Source organism: Halomonas sp. PAMB 3232, from assembly GCF_031954225.1.
Taxonomy (GTDB): domain Bacteria; phylum Pseudomonadota; class Gammaproteobacteria; order Pseudomonadales; family Halomonadaceae; genus Vreelandella.
This window is the reverse complement of the sequence record NZ_CP134865.1, coordinates 456,928-474,090: the sequence shown is the minus strand read 5'-3', so window position 1 is coordinate 474,090 and position 17,163 is coordinate 456,928. Positions and strand designations below refer to the sequence as shown.

Genomic DNA, 17,163 nt, shown 5'->3' with positions numbered 1-17,163 from the left:
TCAGGCGTCGAACGCCTGGGCGGGCAGCATCGCCTCGACGAACATCACCACCTCTTCGAGAATCTGGCGCTGGTAGTCGGTCAGGCTCTGCTGGTTGTAGCGCTCGATCTCCCGAGCGAAGGCCTTGAGCGTAAAGCCGGACACCGCCGGGTCGTTCAACCGCGCCCAGCGAAACGCCTCCCACTGCTCGCGCTCCTCGCCTTCCAGGGTGTCCGGGTAGTTGCGCGCGCGAAAGCGAAACAGCATCTCCTCGAGCCGCGGATCCTGAAAGGCAAAGCGCGCCCCGACCAGATCCCAGGCCGGCGTCTCGCGCACCCGCTCCATCTGCTGGCGATCCGCCCCCGAGAAGAAGCTGCCCGAGTAGAGCATCAAATCCGGGTCCTGGGGCCCGTCCTCGAAGCCGGCATTGAACACGCTGGCGACCTTTTCGGCAATCACCGTGCCCTGATCGCGAAGCGTCTTCCAGTGGGCGCGACACTGGTCGACATCGATCCCTAAGCGCGCCTGGATATCGCCGTACTCGCCCTTTTTCGGCCCCTCGACGTCCTTGAGCGCGGTGGCGGGAAACACCACCGGGCAGCGGTTGATGTGGATCACCTTGAGCGGAATGCGCGACTCCCCTTCCGCCAGATCCTGATGGCTGACGAACACCCGCTCACGAATCTGCTCGACGCTTAATGAAGTAAGCGCACTCGGATCAGCGCTCAAATCAAACGCGATCACGCCGTTGGGGTTGGTGGGGTGCTCGGCCAGCGGCATCACCAGCGCGCTACAGGCGCGGCTGGCCGGGTAGCGCCTGGAAATGTGCAGCACCGGTTTGGCGCTGGCGACATCCAGCTGGGCGGCCACGGCGCGCTTGCCGCGAAGACCGAGCAGGTAGTCGAACAGTCTGGGGTTCTGGGCTTTGAGAAGCCGCGCCAGACTGATCGTGGCGCGCACGTCCGCCAGCGCATCGTGGGCGCCGGCGTGCTCGATGCCGTTGGCCGCGGTCAAATCCTCGAGCCTGAAGCTCGGGGCGCCGTCGTCGCGTTTGGGCCAGGTGATGCCAGAGGGGCGCAGCGCGTAGAAGGCGCGCACCACGTCGATCAAATCCCAACGGGAGTTGCCGTTTTGCCACTCGCGGGCGTAGGGGTCGAGAAAGTTACGGTAGAACAGATGACGCGAGACTTCGTCGTCGAAGCGCAGGCTGTTGTAGCCCACCACGCAGGTGCCGGGGTCGCTCATCAGCGCCTGGATGCGCCCGGCGAACTCGGCCTCGGGCAGACCGTGACGCCGGGCCTTTTGCGGCGTGATACCGGTGATCAAACAGGCCGCCGGGTGCGGCAGCGCATCGTCACCGGGTTTGCAGTAGATCTCGACCGGCTCACCGATTTCGTTGAAGTCGGCGTCGGTTCTGATCGCGGCGAACTGCGCCGGTCGGTCGCGGCGCGGGTCGGCGCCGAAGGTTTCGTAATCGTGCCAAAGAAAACTGGCAGGGGCGGCGTTGGCTGGCGCCATGTGCGGATACTCCCGTGGACGTATCCCGCCACCCTACAACAACGGCGGTGAACACAAAAGTTCCACCGTTCTCCCGGCTTACGCCCGCCCGTTACTCACGACTTACCCTCAACCGCTCACGCCTTGCCCTTCACCGCTCACCGCTCACGACCAACCACTCAAGAATCGCGCGGCAAGGTCACGTTGAGTTCGAGCACCGAGCAGTTGTCTTCGCTATCGAGCGATACCTGGATGGCATCGTCGGCGACGTGGACGTAGCGGCGCACCACTTCCAAAAGCTCGCGCTCGAGCATCGGCATGTAGTCGGGCTGACCGCGCTGACTGCGCTGGTGAGCCACGATGATTTGCAAACGCTCCTTGGCCACCGAGGCGGACTTCTTGCGCTCGCGCTTCAGGAATTCGAGCAGTTTCATCGCCGACCTCCTCCAAACATGCGGCCCAGAAGACTCCTGCGTTGTACTTCGTGAAAGCGCAGCGGCACATCTTCACCAAGCAGGCGCGACACGGTGTCGGCGTAGGCTTGACCTGCGTCGCTGGCGCCGTCATGGGTGACCGGCACGCCCTGGTTGGAGGCGCGCAGCACCGCCTCGGACTCCGGAATCAGCCCCAGCAGATTGATGGCGAGAATCTCGCGGATATCTTCCAGGGTGAGCATATCGCCGGAGGTGACGCGCGACGGGTTATAGCGGGTAATCAAAAGGTGCTCGCGCACCGGGTCCTGGCTTTGCTCGGCGCGGCGGGTCTTGGAGCCCAAAAGCCCGAGGATGCGGTCGGAGTCGCGCACCGAGGAGACTTCCGGGTTGGTCACCACCACCGCCTCGTCGGCGAAGTACATGGCGAGCTGCGCGCCGCGCTCGATGCCGGCGGGCGAGTCGCAGATCACGAAGTCGAAATCACCGCGCAGCTGCTCGAGTATCTCTTCCACGCCTTCCTGAGTCAGCGCGTCCTTGTCGCGGGTTTGAGACGCCGGCAGGATGAACAGATTATCCACGCGCTTGTCGCGAATCAGCGCCTGGTTGAGCGCCGCCTCGCCCTGAATGACGTTGACCAGGTCGTACACCACGCGCCGCTCGCAGCCCATGATCAAATCCAGGTTACGCAGCCCCACGTCGAAATCGATGACGACGGTCTTTTTGCCGCGCAGCGCAAGCCCGGTGGCGATGGCCGCCGCGCTGGTGGTTTTACCGACCCCCCCTTTACCTGAGGTCACTACGATAATTTTGGCCAAGAGTTATATCCTTTAAGAGGTCGTTGAATCGCGCGGCGCCTCTTCTTATCGTCATCGCGCGCAACGCACATATCGGTGTCAATCCGGTGACGTCGCCTGTATCGCTACTCTATCGAAAAGCGCCCGCCACGTCGCTACGTCAATCGTACCAGCCACACCCTAGGCCAGACGTTTGATCTCGAGCTGTTCTTCACTGAAGTGCACCTGCGCGGCCAGTCCCAAAAGCTTCGGGTCGATGTCCTCGAGGCGCTTGTAGTTGCCGGCCACGGATAGAAGCTCCGCTTCGAGCTCGCGACAATAAATGCCGGCGTGGGTATTGCCGTGAATGCCCGCCAGCGCCCGCCCTCGCAGCGCGCCATAAACATGAATGCTGCCCGCCGCGAGCACCTCGGCGCCGGCGTTGACCGCGCCGATCACGACCAGATCGCCTTCGGCGGCGCTAACCTGCTGGCCCGAGCGCACGGTGCCGCGAAAAAGCCGCGTGGTGACCGCGACCGGCTCGTGCGGGGTTTCGCGCTCGACCTCGGCCGAAGCCGTCTCATGAGACCCTGCATCGGTGCGCTCGACGCTTTCAAGTGCCCGCGAACGCCCCTCTTCGACCGGCGCAAACCAGCCAAGCCCCAGCGCCCAGGCCGACTGGCGCACCGGCTCAGGGCCGCCGCGCACCGCGACCGGCAAAAGCTTGTGATCGCGACACACCGCGCAGATACGCTCCAGCGCCAGGTGCGGCTCATCGAGTTTTTCCACGCCCAGCACAACCGGTGTATGCTGGAAGAAGGCGGGAGATTGGGAGAGTTTGCCGGCCAGTTGACGCCTGATCTGCTCGGGGTCGGCGCTGCTCAACTCCATGACGGTCATGGGCAGCATGCCGCCTTTAAAGGTAAAGGCGTTGTCGGCACTATCGGCGTTGAGGCTCATGGCCGAACTCCATGTCATGTTCAGGTAAGATAAACTTAGCGCTGGTACGCGCTGGAATGCGACGGCTCGCCCACCTCTTGCGGCCAGCGCACATTGCCACTGGCAAAGCTAAGCGACAGCGACGGTGACTGCAACTACCAAAGCACCGATGGCTGATTTTTTTCACGCGATGCACCTCTTGCAGGAAGATTCATGCACGGACTGTTAAGACGCTTGTTCGCGCCTCGGTGGCAGCACCCCAACGCCGAGATTCGCCGCCAGGCCCTCGAAACGCTGGACCCGCAGCAGCCCGATCAGCGCGACGCGCTGAAAACGCTGGTCGACGACCCGGACCCCACCGTTGAGCTGGCCGCCCTGTTGGCGCTGGGGGACCTCGACACGCTGACCAGCCGGCTCCCCGAGCGCCAGCACGTTCCCGGCTGGCGCGAGGCCGTGATCGAGCGCCTGACCGGCCGGGAAGGCCAGACCGACCTTTATACGCGCAGCCGGCTGGTCGACTCACTTTCAAACACGGCACTGCTCAACGAGATCGCGCTGCGTGGCGACAACCTCGATCTTCGCCTGACCGCTTTGGAGCGGCTCGTTGATGACGAGGATCTGATCTATCAGGCCTGCAACAACGGTGTGGCGAGCGTGCGCAAGCGCGCCGCCGAGCGCCTCGACAGCGAAGCGAGTTTGAAGACGCTGTTGAAACAGGCGCGCCGCGATCGCAACGTCATGCGCCTGGCGCGCGAAAAGCTCTCACGGCTTCGTCACGACAACGAGTGGTTCGATCAGCAAATGACGCGCCGCGAAGAGCTGCTGGAAAAACTCGAGCAGCACGCCCGCGCGCCCTGGGAGCCGCTTTACGGCGGCCGCCTTCGTCATCTGGAGCGCGAGTGGCGAAAACTCGACCATCCGCCCGGCCCCCGCGAAGAGGAGCGCTTTCATCAGGCGCTGCTCGGCGCGCGCAAGACCTTGAACGACCACGAAACCCAGGAACAGGCGCGCCAGGAGCGCCAGGTGCACCGCGAAGAGATCGAAACGACTCGTGATCAGCTGCTCGCCGGGCTCGAGGAGACCCTGAACGGGCTGGTCCACGCCGAGGCCGTCACCCTTCAGGACATCGACAGCCTGCGTGCCCAGCGCCAGCTGCTGGGCCAGCGCTGGCAGTCACTGTCGGATCTTCACGCACCGCCGGAGACGACCCAGGCGCGCTACACCCAGGCGCTTGCCGCGTATGAGCGCGTCACAGAAGCCTGGCAGCGCTGGCAGACGCACCAGGCCGATGTCGAGCGAGGACTCGCCGACCACGACCCCGCGACACTCGAGGATCGAGTCAAACGCGTTGCCTGGCCCAAGGACCTTTCCAAGCCAGCGCTTTTACAGCGCGCCCAGGCACTTCTGGCGCTGGAGCAGCCAGCGGGGGAACAGACCCAAAAAGCGCCTTCACTCGAGGCGCTGACCGCCGAGCTCGACAGTTTCGAGCACATGCTCGAGCGCGGCGCGTTCAAAAGCGCCAGCCGGCTTCACCAACGACTCAAGCCCTCGATCGACGCATTGAACAGTGTCCAGGCCAACCCCCTCAAGGCGCGGTTGAAGCAGCTGGGCGCGCAGCTGGCGGAGCTTAGAGACTGGCGCGGCTTCGTCGCCGGGCCCAAGCGCGAGCAGCTCGCCTCGAGCATCGAGACGCTGGCCGAGGCGCCGGCGATGGCGGACGCGGCGCTGGACCGCCGCCATCGCCAGCTGGTCAAGGAGTGGAAGGAGCTTGGCGACGCCGCGGCCAGCCGGGCGCTGTCGACGCGCTTTCGCGCCGCTTCCGAGCGCATTCACGAACGCCTGGCGCCCTGGCGGGAAACCCTCGAGCAGACGCGTCAGGCCAATCTTCGCCACCGCGAAGCGCTTTGCGAGCAGCTCGAAACCCTGTGCGAGCAGCCCGCCGACAACGCCGACCCGGACGTGCTGCGCGAAATTCGCGATCGCGCCCGGCATCAGTGGCGCGAATACACGCCCATCCCGCGGGAAGCCTCGGAAACGGTCGGTCGGCGCTTTGGCAAGGTGCGCCATCGGCTGCAGGCGCTGATCGACCAGCGCGCCGAGCAGATCGCCGCGCAAAAGCGCGCGCTGATCGACGAGGTGAATGCGCTTTTGCATGCCACCGAGCGCCCCATTCACGAGCGTACCACCCGCACCAAGGCGCTTCAGCAGCAGTGGCGCACCCTGGGCCGGGCCCCAAAGGGCGAGGAGCAAACGCTTTGGAAGCACTTTCGCGGGGCCTGCGATCAGCTGTTTGCCCAGCGCGACGCGCACAAGAGCGAACAGTCGGCGCGCTCGCAGCAAAAGCTCGACGCCATGCAGGCCCTGATCGACGAAATGGACGCCTGGCAGCCGGAAAACGCCCGCGAGGCCCAAGCGCTCGAAGCGTTTATCCAGCGCGCCCAGCAGCTCGAACCGCTGCCGCGCAACCGGCGAAGCGAGGGCATGCAGCGCCGCCTGAGCGGTATTCTGCGCGCCCGGCGCGAGCGGTTGAGCCGCCTGGAAGTGGCCGATACCGTCGCGCAGTGGCACGCGCTCATGCCGCTGACTCAAGCCCACCTGAGCGCGGACCAGCGCGCTTTTGAAGCGCAGCAAAACGACGCCGTCGAGGCGGCGCAGGTGCTCGCGACCCCGCCGACCGGAGCGTTTTTGGACGCGCACCAGCGCCGCAACGCCGCTCGATGCGCGGCGATCAGCGCTCCGGAGCAGAGCCGTCGAACCGTCGAAGAGGGCGTGGCACGGCTTCGCGTACATCTCTCGCTTTTGGCGCTGGGCAGCGTCAAACCCGAAGACGAGCCGCTTCGCCTGGCCATTCAGGTCGAGCGTTTGAACGATGGTCTGGGCGGTGAGCGCAGCCAGGCCGAAGAGACACGCAGCGTGCTGGCAGCACTCATGGCGCTGGGGCCGGTGCCCGGCGACGTCTGGGACCGGGAGGTTGGTGAGCTCGACGCGCTGCTGAGTCGGCTTGCGCGCCCGCCCCACGCTTGAGGCGTCAGGAGAGCAGCGCGACAGATGCGTTGCACACGGGAAAGGGGAAACTCAAAAGGAGGCTTGTGGCCTCCTTTTTTTACGTCGTATTCAAGCGGCTGAGTGTCAGCGGTAGGCCAAGGCGTATCAGCCCATGAACTGGCCGCCGTTGATATCGATATTGGCGCCGGTAATGAATCCCGACTGCTCATCGGCTAAAAACGCCACCAGCCGGCCGATCTCCTCCGGCGTGCCGTAGCGCTTGACGGGGATGGTTTCACGAATCGCTTCGCGCACCTTCTCAGGGATCTCCATGATCATATCGGTGGCGATATAGCCCGGCGACACGGTGTTGACCGTGATGCCCTTGGTAGCGGTTTCCTGGGCCAGCGACATGGTCAACCCATGCATACCTGCCTTCGCCGCGGCGTAATTGACCTGGCCGAACTGCCCCTTTCGCCCATTGATCGATGAAATATTGATGATGCGCCCGTAGCCCTGCTCGAGCATTGGGTTGATCACGCTGCGGCAGGTGTTGAAGACGCTGTTGAGGTTGGTATCGATCACCTCGCTCCACTGCTCCCGGGCCATCTTCTTGAGCGTACCGTCGCGCGTGATACCGGCGCAATTGACCAACACGCTGATCGGGCCATGGGTATCGGCGATCTCTTGGGCGCCGTCCAGGCACGCTTGGTAGTTCGATAAATTGACGCCGGAAAGCGCCATGTTGTCGAAGCCGTCGGCTTTTTGGCTCTCGAGCCACGTTTTTGCCTTCTCCGGGTTACGGTAACCGGCGACGACCAAATACCCCGCCTCGGCCAGCGACCGGCAAATGGCCGTGCCGATCCCGCCTGTTCCACCCGTCACCCACGCCACCTGGGGTTGATTAGCCATTGTTTACCTCCCTGAAATGACAAATGACCTGCATCCGAGCCACACAAGACGTGGCGCAAGCCACTTCGGATTGGTGCCACCGCAAAGCGTTTGGCACGCACGTGTTGTTATCTTTTGCTCCTGCGCACCGAGCCGGTTTCATTGAAGTTGAGAAAGCCCGTTGCGTCATGGAAAGCATAGCGTTACTCCCCCAATGTTGCAGCACGATGAATCCACGCATGGCGTATCGATTTATCGCACTCGATGATTGACTCCTTCTCAGACTTATGTAGAATACGCCTCACGTTGATGCGGGGTGGAGCAGTCTGGTAGCTCGTCGGGCTCATAACCCGAAGGTCATCGGTTCAAATCCGGTCCCCGCTACCATCTTCGATAAAAAAGCCGTTACCGAAAGGTAGCGGCTTTTTTTATGCCTGAACGGTGAAGCAGACGAGTAGCTCAGCGGGCTCAGCTCTTCATAAGTCCAGGAAGGTCATCGGTTCGCTCTTTTTTTAAAGTCAGCGGTCCCCGCTACCATCTTCGATAAAAAAGCCGTTACCGAAAGGTAGCGGCTTTTTTTATGCCTGAACGGTGAGGCAGACGAGTAGCTCAGCGGGCTCAGCTCTTCATAAGTTCAGGAAGGTCATCGATTCGCTCTTTTTTAAAGTCAGCGGTCCCCGCTACCATCTTTGATATAAAAGCCGATTCTTTCGAGAATCGGCTTTTTTGTGTCTGAACGATGGAGCAGCCAAGCCGGCTTCAGCTTGGACGAGCGGAGGCACACAGTGCCCGCCAGGCGCTACGCGCTCACTCCCACCGCCTACCGGGCGCGCTTCAAGACCCCGCGCGCCGAGGTCGTGCATTGAGCGCGGCGCGCGTCAGGCGCTCTCTTTCGATGCGCTAAAGAAGTGATACATCTCGGCCACCGTCTCCGGCGCGATGTGCTGGGTGATGAACACGAACCGCGAGACGCGATCCGAAACGCTCTCGAGAGGAAGCTCCGCAGGCGGATGGAAGATCTGCTGTACGCCGTGAATCGCCAGCGGCGCGTCGCGGTCACTCAGGTGCACTACTGCCTTGATGCGCAGCATCTTGTCGCCCATCAGCGACATCAGCATGTCCAGCCAGTTCTCCAGCGTATCCGGGGCAATGCGCTCCTCGACGGTGAAGCAGAAGGCGCGGATCGAGTCGATGTGGTGGGCGTGGAGATCGCCTGAGTGGTGCGCCGTGACAGGGCCGGGGCTTAACGAAATCGCGGTGCCCGCGTGGGACGCAGCGGCGCTGACCGTGTAGCGCCCGGCCTTGAGCCACTGGTCGACCTGATAGCCGCCGTCGGCGTAAAGCCCGGCGCCCACCAGCAGGCTCGCGGAGAGTTTGCCATCGATCACTTGCCACTGCTCGGCGGTCGGGTTGAGCCGAGCGAGCCGGTTGGCAAGCCCGGATACCCTCGCCTGCTCGGCGAGATCGGTCTTGGTGATCAGGAGCTTGTCCGCCACGCCGACCTGCTGGCGCGACTCCTCATGAGCGTCCAATGTGGCCTCGCCGTTGACCGCATCCACGCAGCACACGACGCTGTCGAGCTTGAAGCGGTGCGCAAGCCAGGCATCGGTCATCAACAGCTGCAAAAGGGAAGTCGGCAGCGCCAGCCCCGTGGTTTCGATCACCACGCGCGCTGGGGCGGGCTTGCCCCGCACCTCGAGATCCTCGAGCGCCTCGCGCAGGGTGCGGCTCAAGTCGCCGCGCAGCGTACAGCACAGACAGCCGCTGCTCATCTCGATCACGGCCTGCTCGTCGCTTTGGGTGATCAGCTGATGATCGAGGCCAATGTCGCCGAACTCGTTGATCACCACCAAGGTGTTATCCATGGACGTCTGGCGCACCCAACGGTTGAGCAGCGTGGTCTTGCCGCTGCCCAGAAAGCCGGTGAGCACGTTGACGGGAATCAAGGGCGGTGTCGTCATGACGTTCACTCCATCACGCCGGATCGATGGTCATCAACAGCCGCTTCTCGCCGGGAGCCAGCGCCGGGCTGCGGTGGACCAGCGCCCGCTCTTCACACCCGACCCAGCCGCTGCCCTTGATCAGGGCAATGTCGCCGTTCGCCATGGTCTGAATGGCACCCGGTTCGGTGACGATGTCCGGACGCTCCGGGCGCGGCGCGCCGAGGCCGGCCCGGTTGACGGCGTGCGCCGGCAGCCACTCGCTGCCCGGCCCCACGTAGGTGCTCACCAGCCGCACCGGCAGGTTGTCGCAGTGAAAGCGCGGGCACATGGCGCTATCGAGCAGGCGAAGGCGCACGCCGACGGTTTCGGTCTCGAACAGAAAGGCGATGGCCGAGGCAATGGTGCTGACGTCGTCGATCAGCGCGTCGCCGGCGTCGGGCGCCGGCAGGTGGCGACGAAGGTCCGCGGTAAAGGCCTCGTCCACCTCACCCAGCCAGCTAAACTGCCAGGCGCGGTCGGTCTGACACTGCGCCTGCGCGCTCAGCACGATATCCGCCGGGAGCGGGCGTGTCAGCACGGCCAGGTTGATCGCCTCTTCAAAAATGCGCGGCAGCACGCTGACGTCGTCATCGAGCGCGGCGTGGCCAAACAGGGTCGTTGAGGCAGGAGCGAGTCGTTGCGTCATGGCGGTCTCCAGAAACGGGTCGAGAAAAATGTCGGGCGGGTCAAGCCCGCGCCGTCAAACGCTGCGCCAGGCGAACCCCTTGGCTTGCAAGCGTTGCCAGCAGAAACAGCACCGCGGCCAGCGTCACCATGGTGGGGCCGGTGGGCGTATCCATCAGGTAGGCGGTTTTCAGACCGCCGGTCACCGCCGTGAGCGCCACGCCGGTGGCGCCGATTGCCATGGCCTCCGGGGTGCGGCAAAACGGGCGCGCCGCCGTCGCCGGAATGATCAGAAGTGCGGTGATCAGCAAAACGCCCACGACCTTGAGCGCCACGGCCACCACCATGGCCAGCGCCAGGGTCAAAATGAGCTGTTCGCGGCGCGGGTCGATGCCGCTTGCGTAGGCAAGCTCGCGGCTCATCGTCGCCATCAGAAGCGACGACCAGCGCCAGCCCAGAAGCGCCAGCACCAGCGCCGCGCCGCCGCCGATCACCCAGAGATCACTCCTACCCACAGCCAGAATGTCGCCGAACAGGTAGGCGTTGAGGTCGATGCGCACCCCGGAGAGAAACGACACCGCCACCAGCCCCACCGCCAGCGCCGAGTGGGCGGCAACGCCGAGCAGCGTATCCATGGCGACGCCGCGCCCGCTGAGCATCGACACGCCGCCCGCCATGAGCAGCGCCACCATCAACACGCTGGCGAAGATCGAGATGTTCATCAACAGCGCCAGCGCCACGCCGAGAATCGCCGCGTGGGCGGTGGCGTCGCCAAAGTAAGCCATGCGCCGCCAGACGACGAAGCAGCCAAGCGGCGCCGCCGCCAGCGCCACCAGCACGCCGGCGAGGGTGGCGCGCACCATGAAATCATCCAGCATCAGCGACCTCTCCCGGGTGATGACGGTAAAGCGCTAGCGCCTCATTACCCTCGCTGTTGAGGAGCGTTTCGCCGAATAGCGCCTGGTAATCCGGCGATGACACCACCCGCTCGGGCTTGCCCTGACAGCAAAGGGCGCGGTTCAGGCAGACGACGTGGTCGGCGGTGCGCATCACCACGTTCAGGTCGTGGCTGACCATCAGCACGGCGCAGTCGTAAGTGCGGCGCACGGTGTCGATACGCCGGTAGAATTCCGCCGTACCGCGCTGGTCGAGCCCCTGGGTGGCCTCGTCGAGAATCAGGATGTCCGGCTTGACCAGCAGCGCCCGGGCCAGCAGCACTCGCTGGAGCTGGCCACCGGAAAGCGTGCTCATCGCCGCGCGTAAAAGATGGGCAGCGCCCGCTTCTTTTAGGGCGCGCTCGACGTCTTTCGGGTCATGGCGGCGCGGCAGGTTGATGAAGCGCTTGACCGTCATGGGTAGCGTCGGGTCGAGGTGCAGCCGCTGGGGCACGTAGCCGATGCGCTGGCCGGGCCGGACGCTGACGCTTCCCGAGGCGGGTTTGACCGACCCCAGAATGGCCTTGACCAGGGTCGATTTGCCCGAGCCGTTGGGGCCGATCAGCGTGAGGATCTGGTGGCGATAAAGCGTCAGGTCGATGTTCTCGAGCACGTTTTCCCCGCCGAAGCGAACGCTCAGGCGCGAAAGAGTAACGAGCGCATCGCTTGAGGTCTGCGAAGTCAGCATCATGGAAGTTCATCGCTTTTCAAAATATTGTTATGTTATAACATGACTTGAGAGCATTGACGACCCTTTAAGATAAGCGTCTCACGCTCGGCGCCCCTCCCCCGATCACTTTTCTGGAGCACGACATGCCGTTAACGCGTTTATCCTGGCCCTTGCTGGTCGCCTTTCCCGTGGCTGCCGTTGCCGATGTCCCCCGCGTGGCGGTCGACATTCCGCCGGTCGCATCACTGGTGGCCACCGTCCTGGGCGAGCGCGGCGAGCCTGCGCTTTTCATCCAGCCCGGCGCCTCGCCTCACGGCTACTCGCTGCGCCCTTCCGAAGCCCAGGCCCTGAATGATGCCGACCTGGTCGTTTGGGTAAGCCACGACCTGACGCCCTGGCTCACCGCGCCGATCGAGAACCTGGCAAGTGATGCGCGCCATCTGGAGCTTCTCAAGGCCCCAAACACCACCGTGCTCACGTACCGCGACAGCGCCACCTTCGCCCTTGACGATAGCGACGACCACGACCATTCTCACGATCACGGGCATGATCATGACCACGCCGAGAACCAGGGTCACGAACACAGCCACGAGCATAGCCACAGCCACGAAGGCACCAACCCCCACGCCTGGCTCTCGCCGGACAACGCCCGCCAGTGGCTGGGCGCCATCGCCGAGCAGCTAAGCGAGCTCGACCCGGGCAACGCTAACGACTACCGCGCCAACGCCGAGCAAGGCCGGCAAGCGCTCGACGCCCTCGAGGCGCGGCTTGCAGAGCAGCTCATCGATCAGCACGACACCCGCTACGTCGTCTTTCACGACGCCTACCAATATTTCGAAGAGGCTTTCGACGTACCGGCTGCCGGAGCGATTTCGCTGGGTGACGCCTCTTCTCCAAGCCCGGCGCGTATCGAGGCGCTCCAGAACCTGGTGCGTGACGAGAACATTCAGTGCGTGTTCAGCGAGCCGCAGTTCAACGCCCGTCTCGTCGAGAGCGTCTTTGGCGACACCGCGGTCTATACCGGCGTACTCGACCCGCTGGGCGTCGGCCTGGCGCTGGATGCGTCGCTCTACCCGGCACTGCTCGAGCAGATCGCCGACGAGATCGAGCGCTGCGGCCAGGCAAGCTAAAGCGCGGCGTCCGCTCGTTTTGAAGGGCCGCAAGCGGGCACCTGCCTACGCCTCGGTGGGAAAGTATGATAATTTTCGCAATTCTTCATACTGACTCTGCACACTGTTCGAGCGAATGCTCGAGCGAACCGAGGTGATCATGCGCGCAGCTCTAGGCGCCCTTCTGGCACTCTCCCTGACGCTGGGCCCTGGCGGCCCGGCTACGGCCGAATCGCGGCTCGACGCTTCCTGGCCAAGCAACGTGGGGGCGCTGAACCCGCACCTTTATACGCCCAACCAGATGTTCGCCCAGGCGATGGTGTATGAACCGCTGGTGCGCTACCAGGCCGACGGCACCGTGGCGCCCTGGCTTGCCAGGCGCTGGGAGGTCACCAACGACGGGCGCACCTATACCTTTACGCTGCGCGACGACGTCACCTTCTCCAACGGCGAGCCCTTCAACGCCGCGGCGGTGGTGGCCAACTTCGACGCGATTCTGGCCCACCGCGAGCGCCACGCCTGGCTTGGGCTGACCGAGCAGATCGAAAGCGTTCGCGCGCTGGACGAGTTTCGCGTCGAGCTGAACCTGCACGCGCCCTACTACCCGGTACTGCAGGATTTGGCGCTGCCCCGCCCGTTTCGCTTTATCGCCCCGTCGCAGCTGATCGACGGCACGTTTACCGCCGGCGTGAGCGCGCCGATTGGCACCGGGGCCTGGCAGCTCATTGAGACGCGTCTGGGCGAGTTCGACCGTTTCGTGCGAAACGACGCCTACTGGGGCGAAGCGCCGGCCTTTGATGAGGTAAACGTCAGCGTGATCGTCGATCCCAACACCCGGGCGCTGGCGCTTCAAACCGGTCAGATCGACCTGATTTACGGGCCCAACGGCCTGATCTCGCCGGACACCTTTACCCGTTTCTCCCAGGACGAGCGCTACCTGACGGCGCTTTCCGAGCCGACGGAAACCCTGATGCTGGCGCTGAACAGCCAGCGCGGCGCCACGGCGGAGCTGGCCGTACGTCAGGCGATCAATCACGCGGTGGACAAGGCCAGCATCGCCCAAAGCGTTTTCTACGGCACGCAGCAGGTCGCCGACACGCTATTCGCCCCCGGCGTGCCCTACGCCGATGTGGGACTTACCCCCTACGCGTTCGATCCCGACCGCGCCGCCGAGCTGCTCGATGAGGCGGGCTGGCGCATGGACCGCGGCGTGCGCATGAAGGAGGGCGAGCCGCTGCAGATCGATTTGGTGTTCGTGGGCAACGACGCGGTGTCGAAATCCACCGCGGAAATCGTCCAGGCAGAGCTTTCCGCGCTGGGCATGATGGTTCGCTTGATCGGCGAGGAGGAGAGCAGTGTCTACGCCCGCCAGCGCGACGGGCGCTTCGGCATGATCTTCAACCGGACCTGGGGCGCGCCCTTCGATCCCCACGCGTTTATTAGCGCCATGCGCGCGCCCGCCCACGCCGACTACCAGGCGCAGCTGGGGCTTTCTGACAAACCCGAGATCGACGCGCTGATTGGCGAGATTCTGACCTCGACCGACGAGACGCAGCGCCAGGCGCTTTACGAGACGCTTTTGACCCGCCTGCACGAAGCCGCCGTCTATCTGCCGCTGACCTACGCCAGCGTGCTCGCCGTCGCTTCGCCGACGGTCGGCGAGATCCGCTTTGGCGCCATGGCCAGCGAAATTCCGTTTGATCGGTTCACCCCCGAGGCCGGGCGTTGATGGCCGGTTTCATCCTCAAGCGGCTTTTATTGCTGCCGCTACTGCTGCTGGCGGCGTCCATCATCATCTTTTTGCTGCTGCGTCTCGGGCCGTCGGATCCGGCGATGGACTACCTGCGCCTCTCCCAGGTGCCGCCCACGCCCCAGGCGCTCGAGCACGCGCGGGCGGCGCTCGGCCTCGACCAGCCGCTGATCACTCAGTACGCTCAGTGGCTTGCAAGCGCGGTGCGCCTCGATTTCCGCGTCTCCTATGCTACCCAGCGCCCGGTATTCGAGGATATGCTGCACTTTCTGCCGGCGACCCTCGAGCTTGCCGGCGTTGCGCTGGTGCTGACGCTGCTGGTATCGATTCCGCTCGGCCGCTGGGCGGCGCGCCACCATCACCGCGCCCCGGATCTCGTCGTGCGCCTGATCGCCTTTTTCGGTGTGTCGATGCCCAACTTCTGGCTCGGCTTTCTGCTGGTGCTGCTGTTCTCGGTGACCCTGGGGTGGCTTCCGCCGATGGGCCGCGGCGGCGTCGCGCACCTGGTGCTGCCGGCCGTGGCGATTTCGCTGATGTCGCTTTCGATCAACGCGCGGATGCTGCGCGCCAGCATGCTGGAGGTGGGAAGCCAGCGCCACGTGCAGTACGCCCGCCTGCGCGGGCTTGGCGAGCGCGAGGTAGAGCGCCGCCACGTGCTGAGAAACGCCCTGCTTCCGATCATCACCGCCACCGGCATGCACGTCGGCGAGCTGATCGGCGGCACGCTGATCATCGAGAGCATCTTCGGCTGGCCGGGCGTGGGGCGCTACGCCGTATCGGCGATCTTCAACCGCGACTACCCGGTCATCCAGTGTTTTACGCTGCTGATGGTGACCATCTTCGTGGTCTGCAATCTGATCGTCGATATCGTTTACGCCGCCGCCGACCCGCGCATTCGTATTTCCAGGGAGGGCGTGCAGTGAGGTCTTCGAGCGCACCGCTTTCTCCGTCTCATTCTCCATCTCGGAGGCGCTTACCCAAAGCGCGCCTGACCACCTGCATCGCTCTGGCGCTGGTGGCGGGGCTGGTGTTCGTGGCGCTGTTCGGCGCCGGGCTCTCGCCGTTTGACCCCAGCGCCGTGGCACTCTCCGAGCGCCTCGCCCCGCCGAGCGCCACGCACTGGCTCGGCACCGACCACCTGGGGCGCGACATTCTCGCACGGCTTCTGGAGGGCACGCGGGTCTCGCTCGGCGTGGTCGCCGTGACGCTTTCGCTGCTGCTGGCGCTGGGCATCGTGGTGGGCGGCAGCGCCGGGGTCATCGGCGGGCGCTTCGATCAGATCACCATGCGCCTGACGGATATCTTTCTGACCTTCCCCACCTTCGTGCTGTCGCTGTTCATGATCGGCATGCTGGGCACGGGGCTTACCAACGTGATACTCGCCATCGCCCTCTCCCACTGGGCCTGGTACGCGCGGATCACTCGCTCGGTGGTGCTGTCGCTCAAGCACCGCGACTACATCAGCGCTGCGCGCATGGCCGGCGCCGGGCGGCTGCGCATCTTTACCCGCCACCTGCTGCCATCCACGCTTTCGCAGCTGGCGGTGCTCGCCTCGCTCGATATCGGTCACATCATGCTACACGTCTCGGGCCTGTCGTTTCTCGGGCTCGGGGTCGCCGCCCCCACGCCGGAGTGGGGCGTGATGCTCTCGGATGCGCGCCAGTTCGTCTGGACCGAGCCACGTTTGATGCTCTGGCCGGGGCTGGCGCTGTTTTTGAGCGTAATGGCCTTCAACCTGCTGGGCGACGCGCTGCGCGACCGCCTCGACCCTCAACTTCAACGGGAGCACACGCATTGAACGCGCCGCCCACGCACCGCACCCTGACCCTTGAAGGCATGACCGTCGACACCCACGACGAGCGTCTGGTCGACGACGTCTCGATCACTCTCGAGCGCGGCGAAGTGGTGGCGCTGGTCGGCGCCAGCGGCTCGGGCAAGTCGCTGAGCTGCGCGGCGGCCCTCGACACCCTGCCCAGCGGCACGATCAAATGTGCGGGCCAGGTCCACCTCGACGGCACGCCGATCGCCGCGTCGCTTTTGCGCGGTCGCGTGGTGGCGTCGATCATGCAAAACCCGCGCAGCGCCTTCAATCCGGTGCGCACGCTCAAAAGCCACTTCGATGAAACGCTCAAGGCGCTGGGCGTGGCAAGAAAGGCGCGCGGCCCGCGTAGCCGCCAGGCGATGCTGGATGCGGGGCTCGATGAGCCCGAGCGGCTGTTGAAGCTTTATCCGTTTGAAATGAGCGGCGGAATGCTCCAGCGCACGATGATTGCGCTGGCGCTGGCAAGCGAGGCGCCGTTTCTATTCGCCGATGAGCCGACCACGGATTTAGACGTCATCCACCAGCGCGACATCCTCGATCTGCTCGCCGATCTGCGTACGCGCTTTGGGCTGGGGCTTTTGCTGATCACCCACGACATGGGCGTGGTGGCGCGCCTGGCCGACCGGGTGCTGGTGATGGATCAGGGCCGGCTGGTGGAGAGCGCACCGGTCGAAACGCTTTTTGAGCGCCCGCAGCACGTCGTTACCCGGGCGCTGGTCGAGGCGCACCTGGCGCTCTACCCGCAGCGGCAGGCACCGTCATGAGGCTGGTCA

General features: G+C 64.6%; 15 protein-coding genes and 1 tRNA gene. 7 read left to right on the top strand and 9 right to left on the bottom strand.

Annotated elements, in window-relative coordinates:
• The 4 genes from sbcB to minC form a co-directional block, all read right to left on the bottom strand.
• A complete protein-coding gene (gene sbcB, locus RN346_RS02215) occupies positions 1-1,497 on the bottom strand; it encodes an exodeoxyribonuclease I (protein ID WP_311961992.1) in 1,497 nt (498 codons plus the stop codon).
• Between the two features lie 158 nt (positions 1,498-1,655).
• Positions 1,656-1,910, bottom strand: coding sequence for a cell division topological specificity factor MinE (gene minE, locus RN346_RS02210; protein ID WP_252109457.1), 255 nt, complete (start codon positions 1,908-1,910; stop codon positions 1,656-1,658).
• A complete protein-coding gene (gene minD, locus RN346_RS02205; RefSeq protein ID WP_311961991.1) occupies positions 1,907-2,725 on the bottom strand; it encodes a septum site-determining protein MinD in 819 nt (272 codons plus the stop codon). The genes minE and minD overlap by 4 nt, the downstream gene beginning before the upstream one ends.
• Before the next feature lie 159 nt (positions 2,726-2,884).
• Positions 2,885-3,643 (bottom strand): septum site-determining protein MinC, encoded by a 759-nt coding sequence (gene minC / locus RN346_RS02200; protein WP_311961990.1) that lies wholly within the window; start codon positions 3,641-3,643, stop codon positions 2,885-2,887.
• A gap of 192 nt (positions 3,644-3,835) precedes the next feature.
• Between minC and RN346_RS02195 the strand changes: the two genes are divergently transcribed.
• Complete coding sequence (locus RN346_RS02195; protein WP_311961989.1) at positions 3,836-6,646, top strand: DUF349 domain-containing protein; 2,811 nt, start codon at positions 3,836-3,838, stop codon at positions 6,644-6,646.
• Positions 6,647-6,772: 126 nt separating this feature from the next.
• On the opposite strand, the gene phbB is transcribed toward RN346_RS02195, so the two are convergent.
• On the bottom strand, positions 6,773-7,519 hold the full coding sequence (phbB, locus tag RN346_RS02190; RefSeq protein ID WP_311961988.1) for an acetoacetyl-CoA reductase: 747 nt from the start codon (positions 7,517-7,519) through the stop codon (positions 6,773-6,775).
• Between the two features lie 289 nt (positions 7,520-7,808).
• On the opposite strand from phbB, the gene RN346_RS02185 reads away from it, so the two are divergent.
• A tRNA-Met gene (locus RN346_RS02185) sits at positions 7,809-7,885 on the top strand.
• A 491-nt stretch (positions 7,886-8,376) separates the two neighbouring features.
• On the opposite strand, the gene RN346_RS02180 is transcribed toward RN346_RS02185, so the two are convergent.
• The 4 genes from RN346_RS02180 to RN346_RS02165 are packed head-to-tail and all read right to left on the bottom strand — an operon-like array spanning position 8,377 to position 11,730.
• Positions 8,377-9,459 (bottom strand): GTP-binding protein, encoded by a 1,083-nt coding sequence (locus RN346_RS02180; protein WP_311961987.1) that lies wholly within the window; start codon positions 9,457-9,459, stop codon positions 8,377-8,379.
• 13 nt (positions 9,460-9,472) lie between these two features.
• The gene (locus tag RN346_RS02175; RefSeq protein WP_311961986.1) at positions 9,473-10,126 is read right to left on the bottom strand and encodes a DUF1826 domain-containing protein; all 654 of its coding nucleotides are present in this window, start codon (positions 10,124-10,126) and stop codon (positions 9,473-9,475) included.
• Between the two features lie 40 nt (positions 10,127-10,166).
• Entirely contained in the window at positions 10,167-10,982 is an 816-nt protein-coding gene (locus RN346_RS02170) for a metal ABC transporter permease (RefSeq protein WP_311961985.1), read from the bottom strand.
• Positions 10,972-11,730 carry a metal ABC transporter ATP-binding protein gene (locus tag RN346_RS02165; protein WP_311961984.1) on the bottom strand — a complete coding sequence of 253 codons (759 nt, stop codon included), beginning with the start codon at positions 11,728-11,730 and terminating at the stop codon, positions 10,972-10,974. The genes RN346_RS02170 and RN346_RS02165 overlap by 11 nt, the downstream gene beginning before the upstream one ends.
• Positions 11,731-11,852: 122 nt before the next feature.
• Between RN346_RS02165 and RN346_RS02160 the strand changes: the two genes are divergently transcribed.
• From RN346_RS02160 to RN346_RS02140, 5 genes are all read left to right on the top strand, one after another.
• Positions 11,853-12,839, top strand: a complete 987-nt coding sequence (locus RN346_RS02160) for a metal ABC transporter solute-binding protein, Zn/Mn family (RefSeq protein WP_311961983.1) — start codon at positions 11,853-11,855, stop codon at positions 12,837-12,839.
• A 139-nt stretch (positions 12,840-12,978) separates the two neighbouring features.
• The gene (nikA, locus tag RN346_RS02155; protein ID WP_311961982.1) at positions 12,979-14,547 is read left to right on the top strand and encodes a nickel ABC transporter substrate-binding protein; all 1,569 of its coding nucleotides are present in this window, start codon (positions 12,979-12,981) and stop codon (positions 14,545-14,547) included.
• A complete protein-coding gene (nikB, locus tag RN346_RS02150) occupies positions 14,547-15,491 on the top strand; it encodes a nickel ABC transporter permease subunit NikB (RefSeq protein WP_311961981.1) in 945 nt (314 codons plus the stop codon). The genes nikA and nikB overlap by 1 nt, the downstream gene beginning before the upstream one ends.
• A complete protein-coding gene (gene nikC / locus RN346_RS02145; protein ID WP_311961980.1) occupies positions 15,488-16,366 on the top strand; it encodes a nickel ABC transporter permease subunit NikC in 879 nt (292 codons plus the stop codon). Before nikB ends, nikC begins: the two co-directional genes overlap by 4 nt.
• The gene (locus RN346_RS02140) at positions 16,363-17,154 is read left to right on the top strand and encodes an ATP-binding cassette domain-containing protein (protein ID WP_311961979.1); all 792 of its coding nucleotides are present in this window, start codon (positions 16,363-16,365) and stop codon (positions 17,152-17,154) included. The genes nikC and RN346_RS02140 overlap by 4 nt, the downstream gene beginning before the upstream one ends.
• The last annotated feature ends 9 nt before the right edge of the window (positions 17,155-17,163 follow it).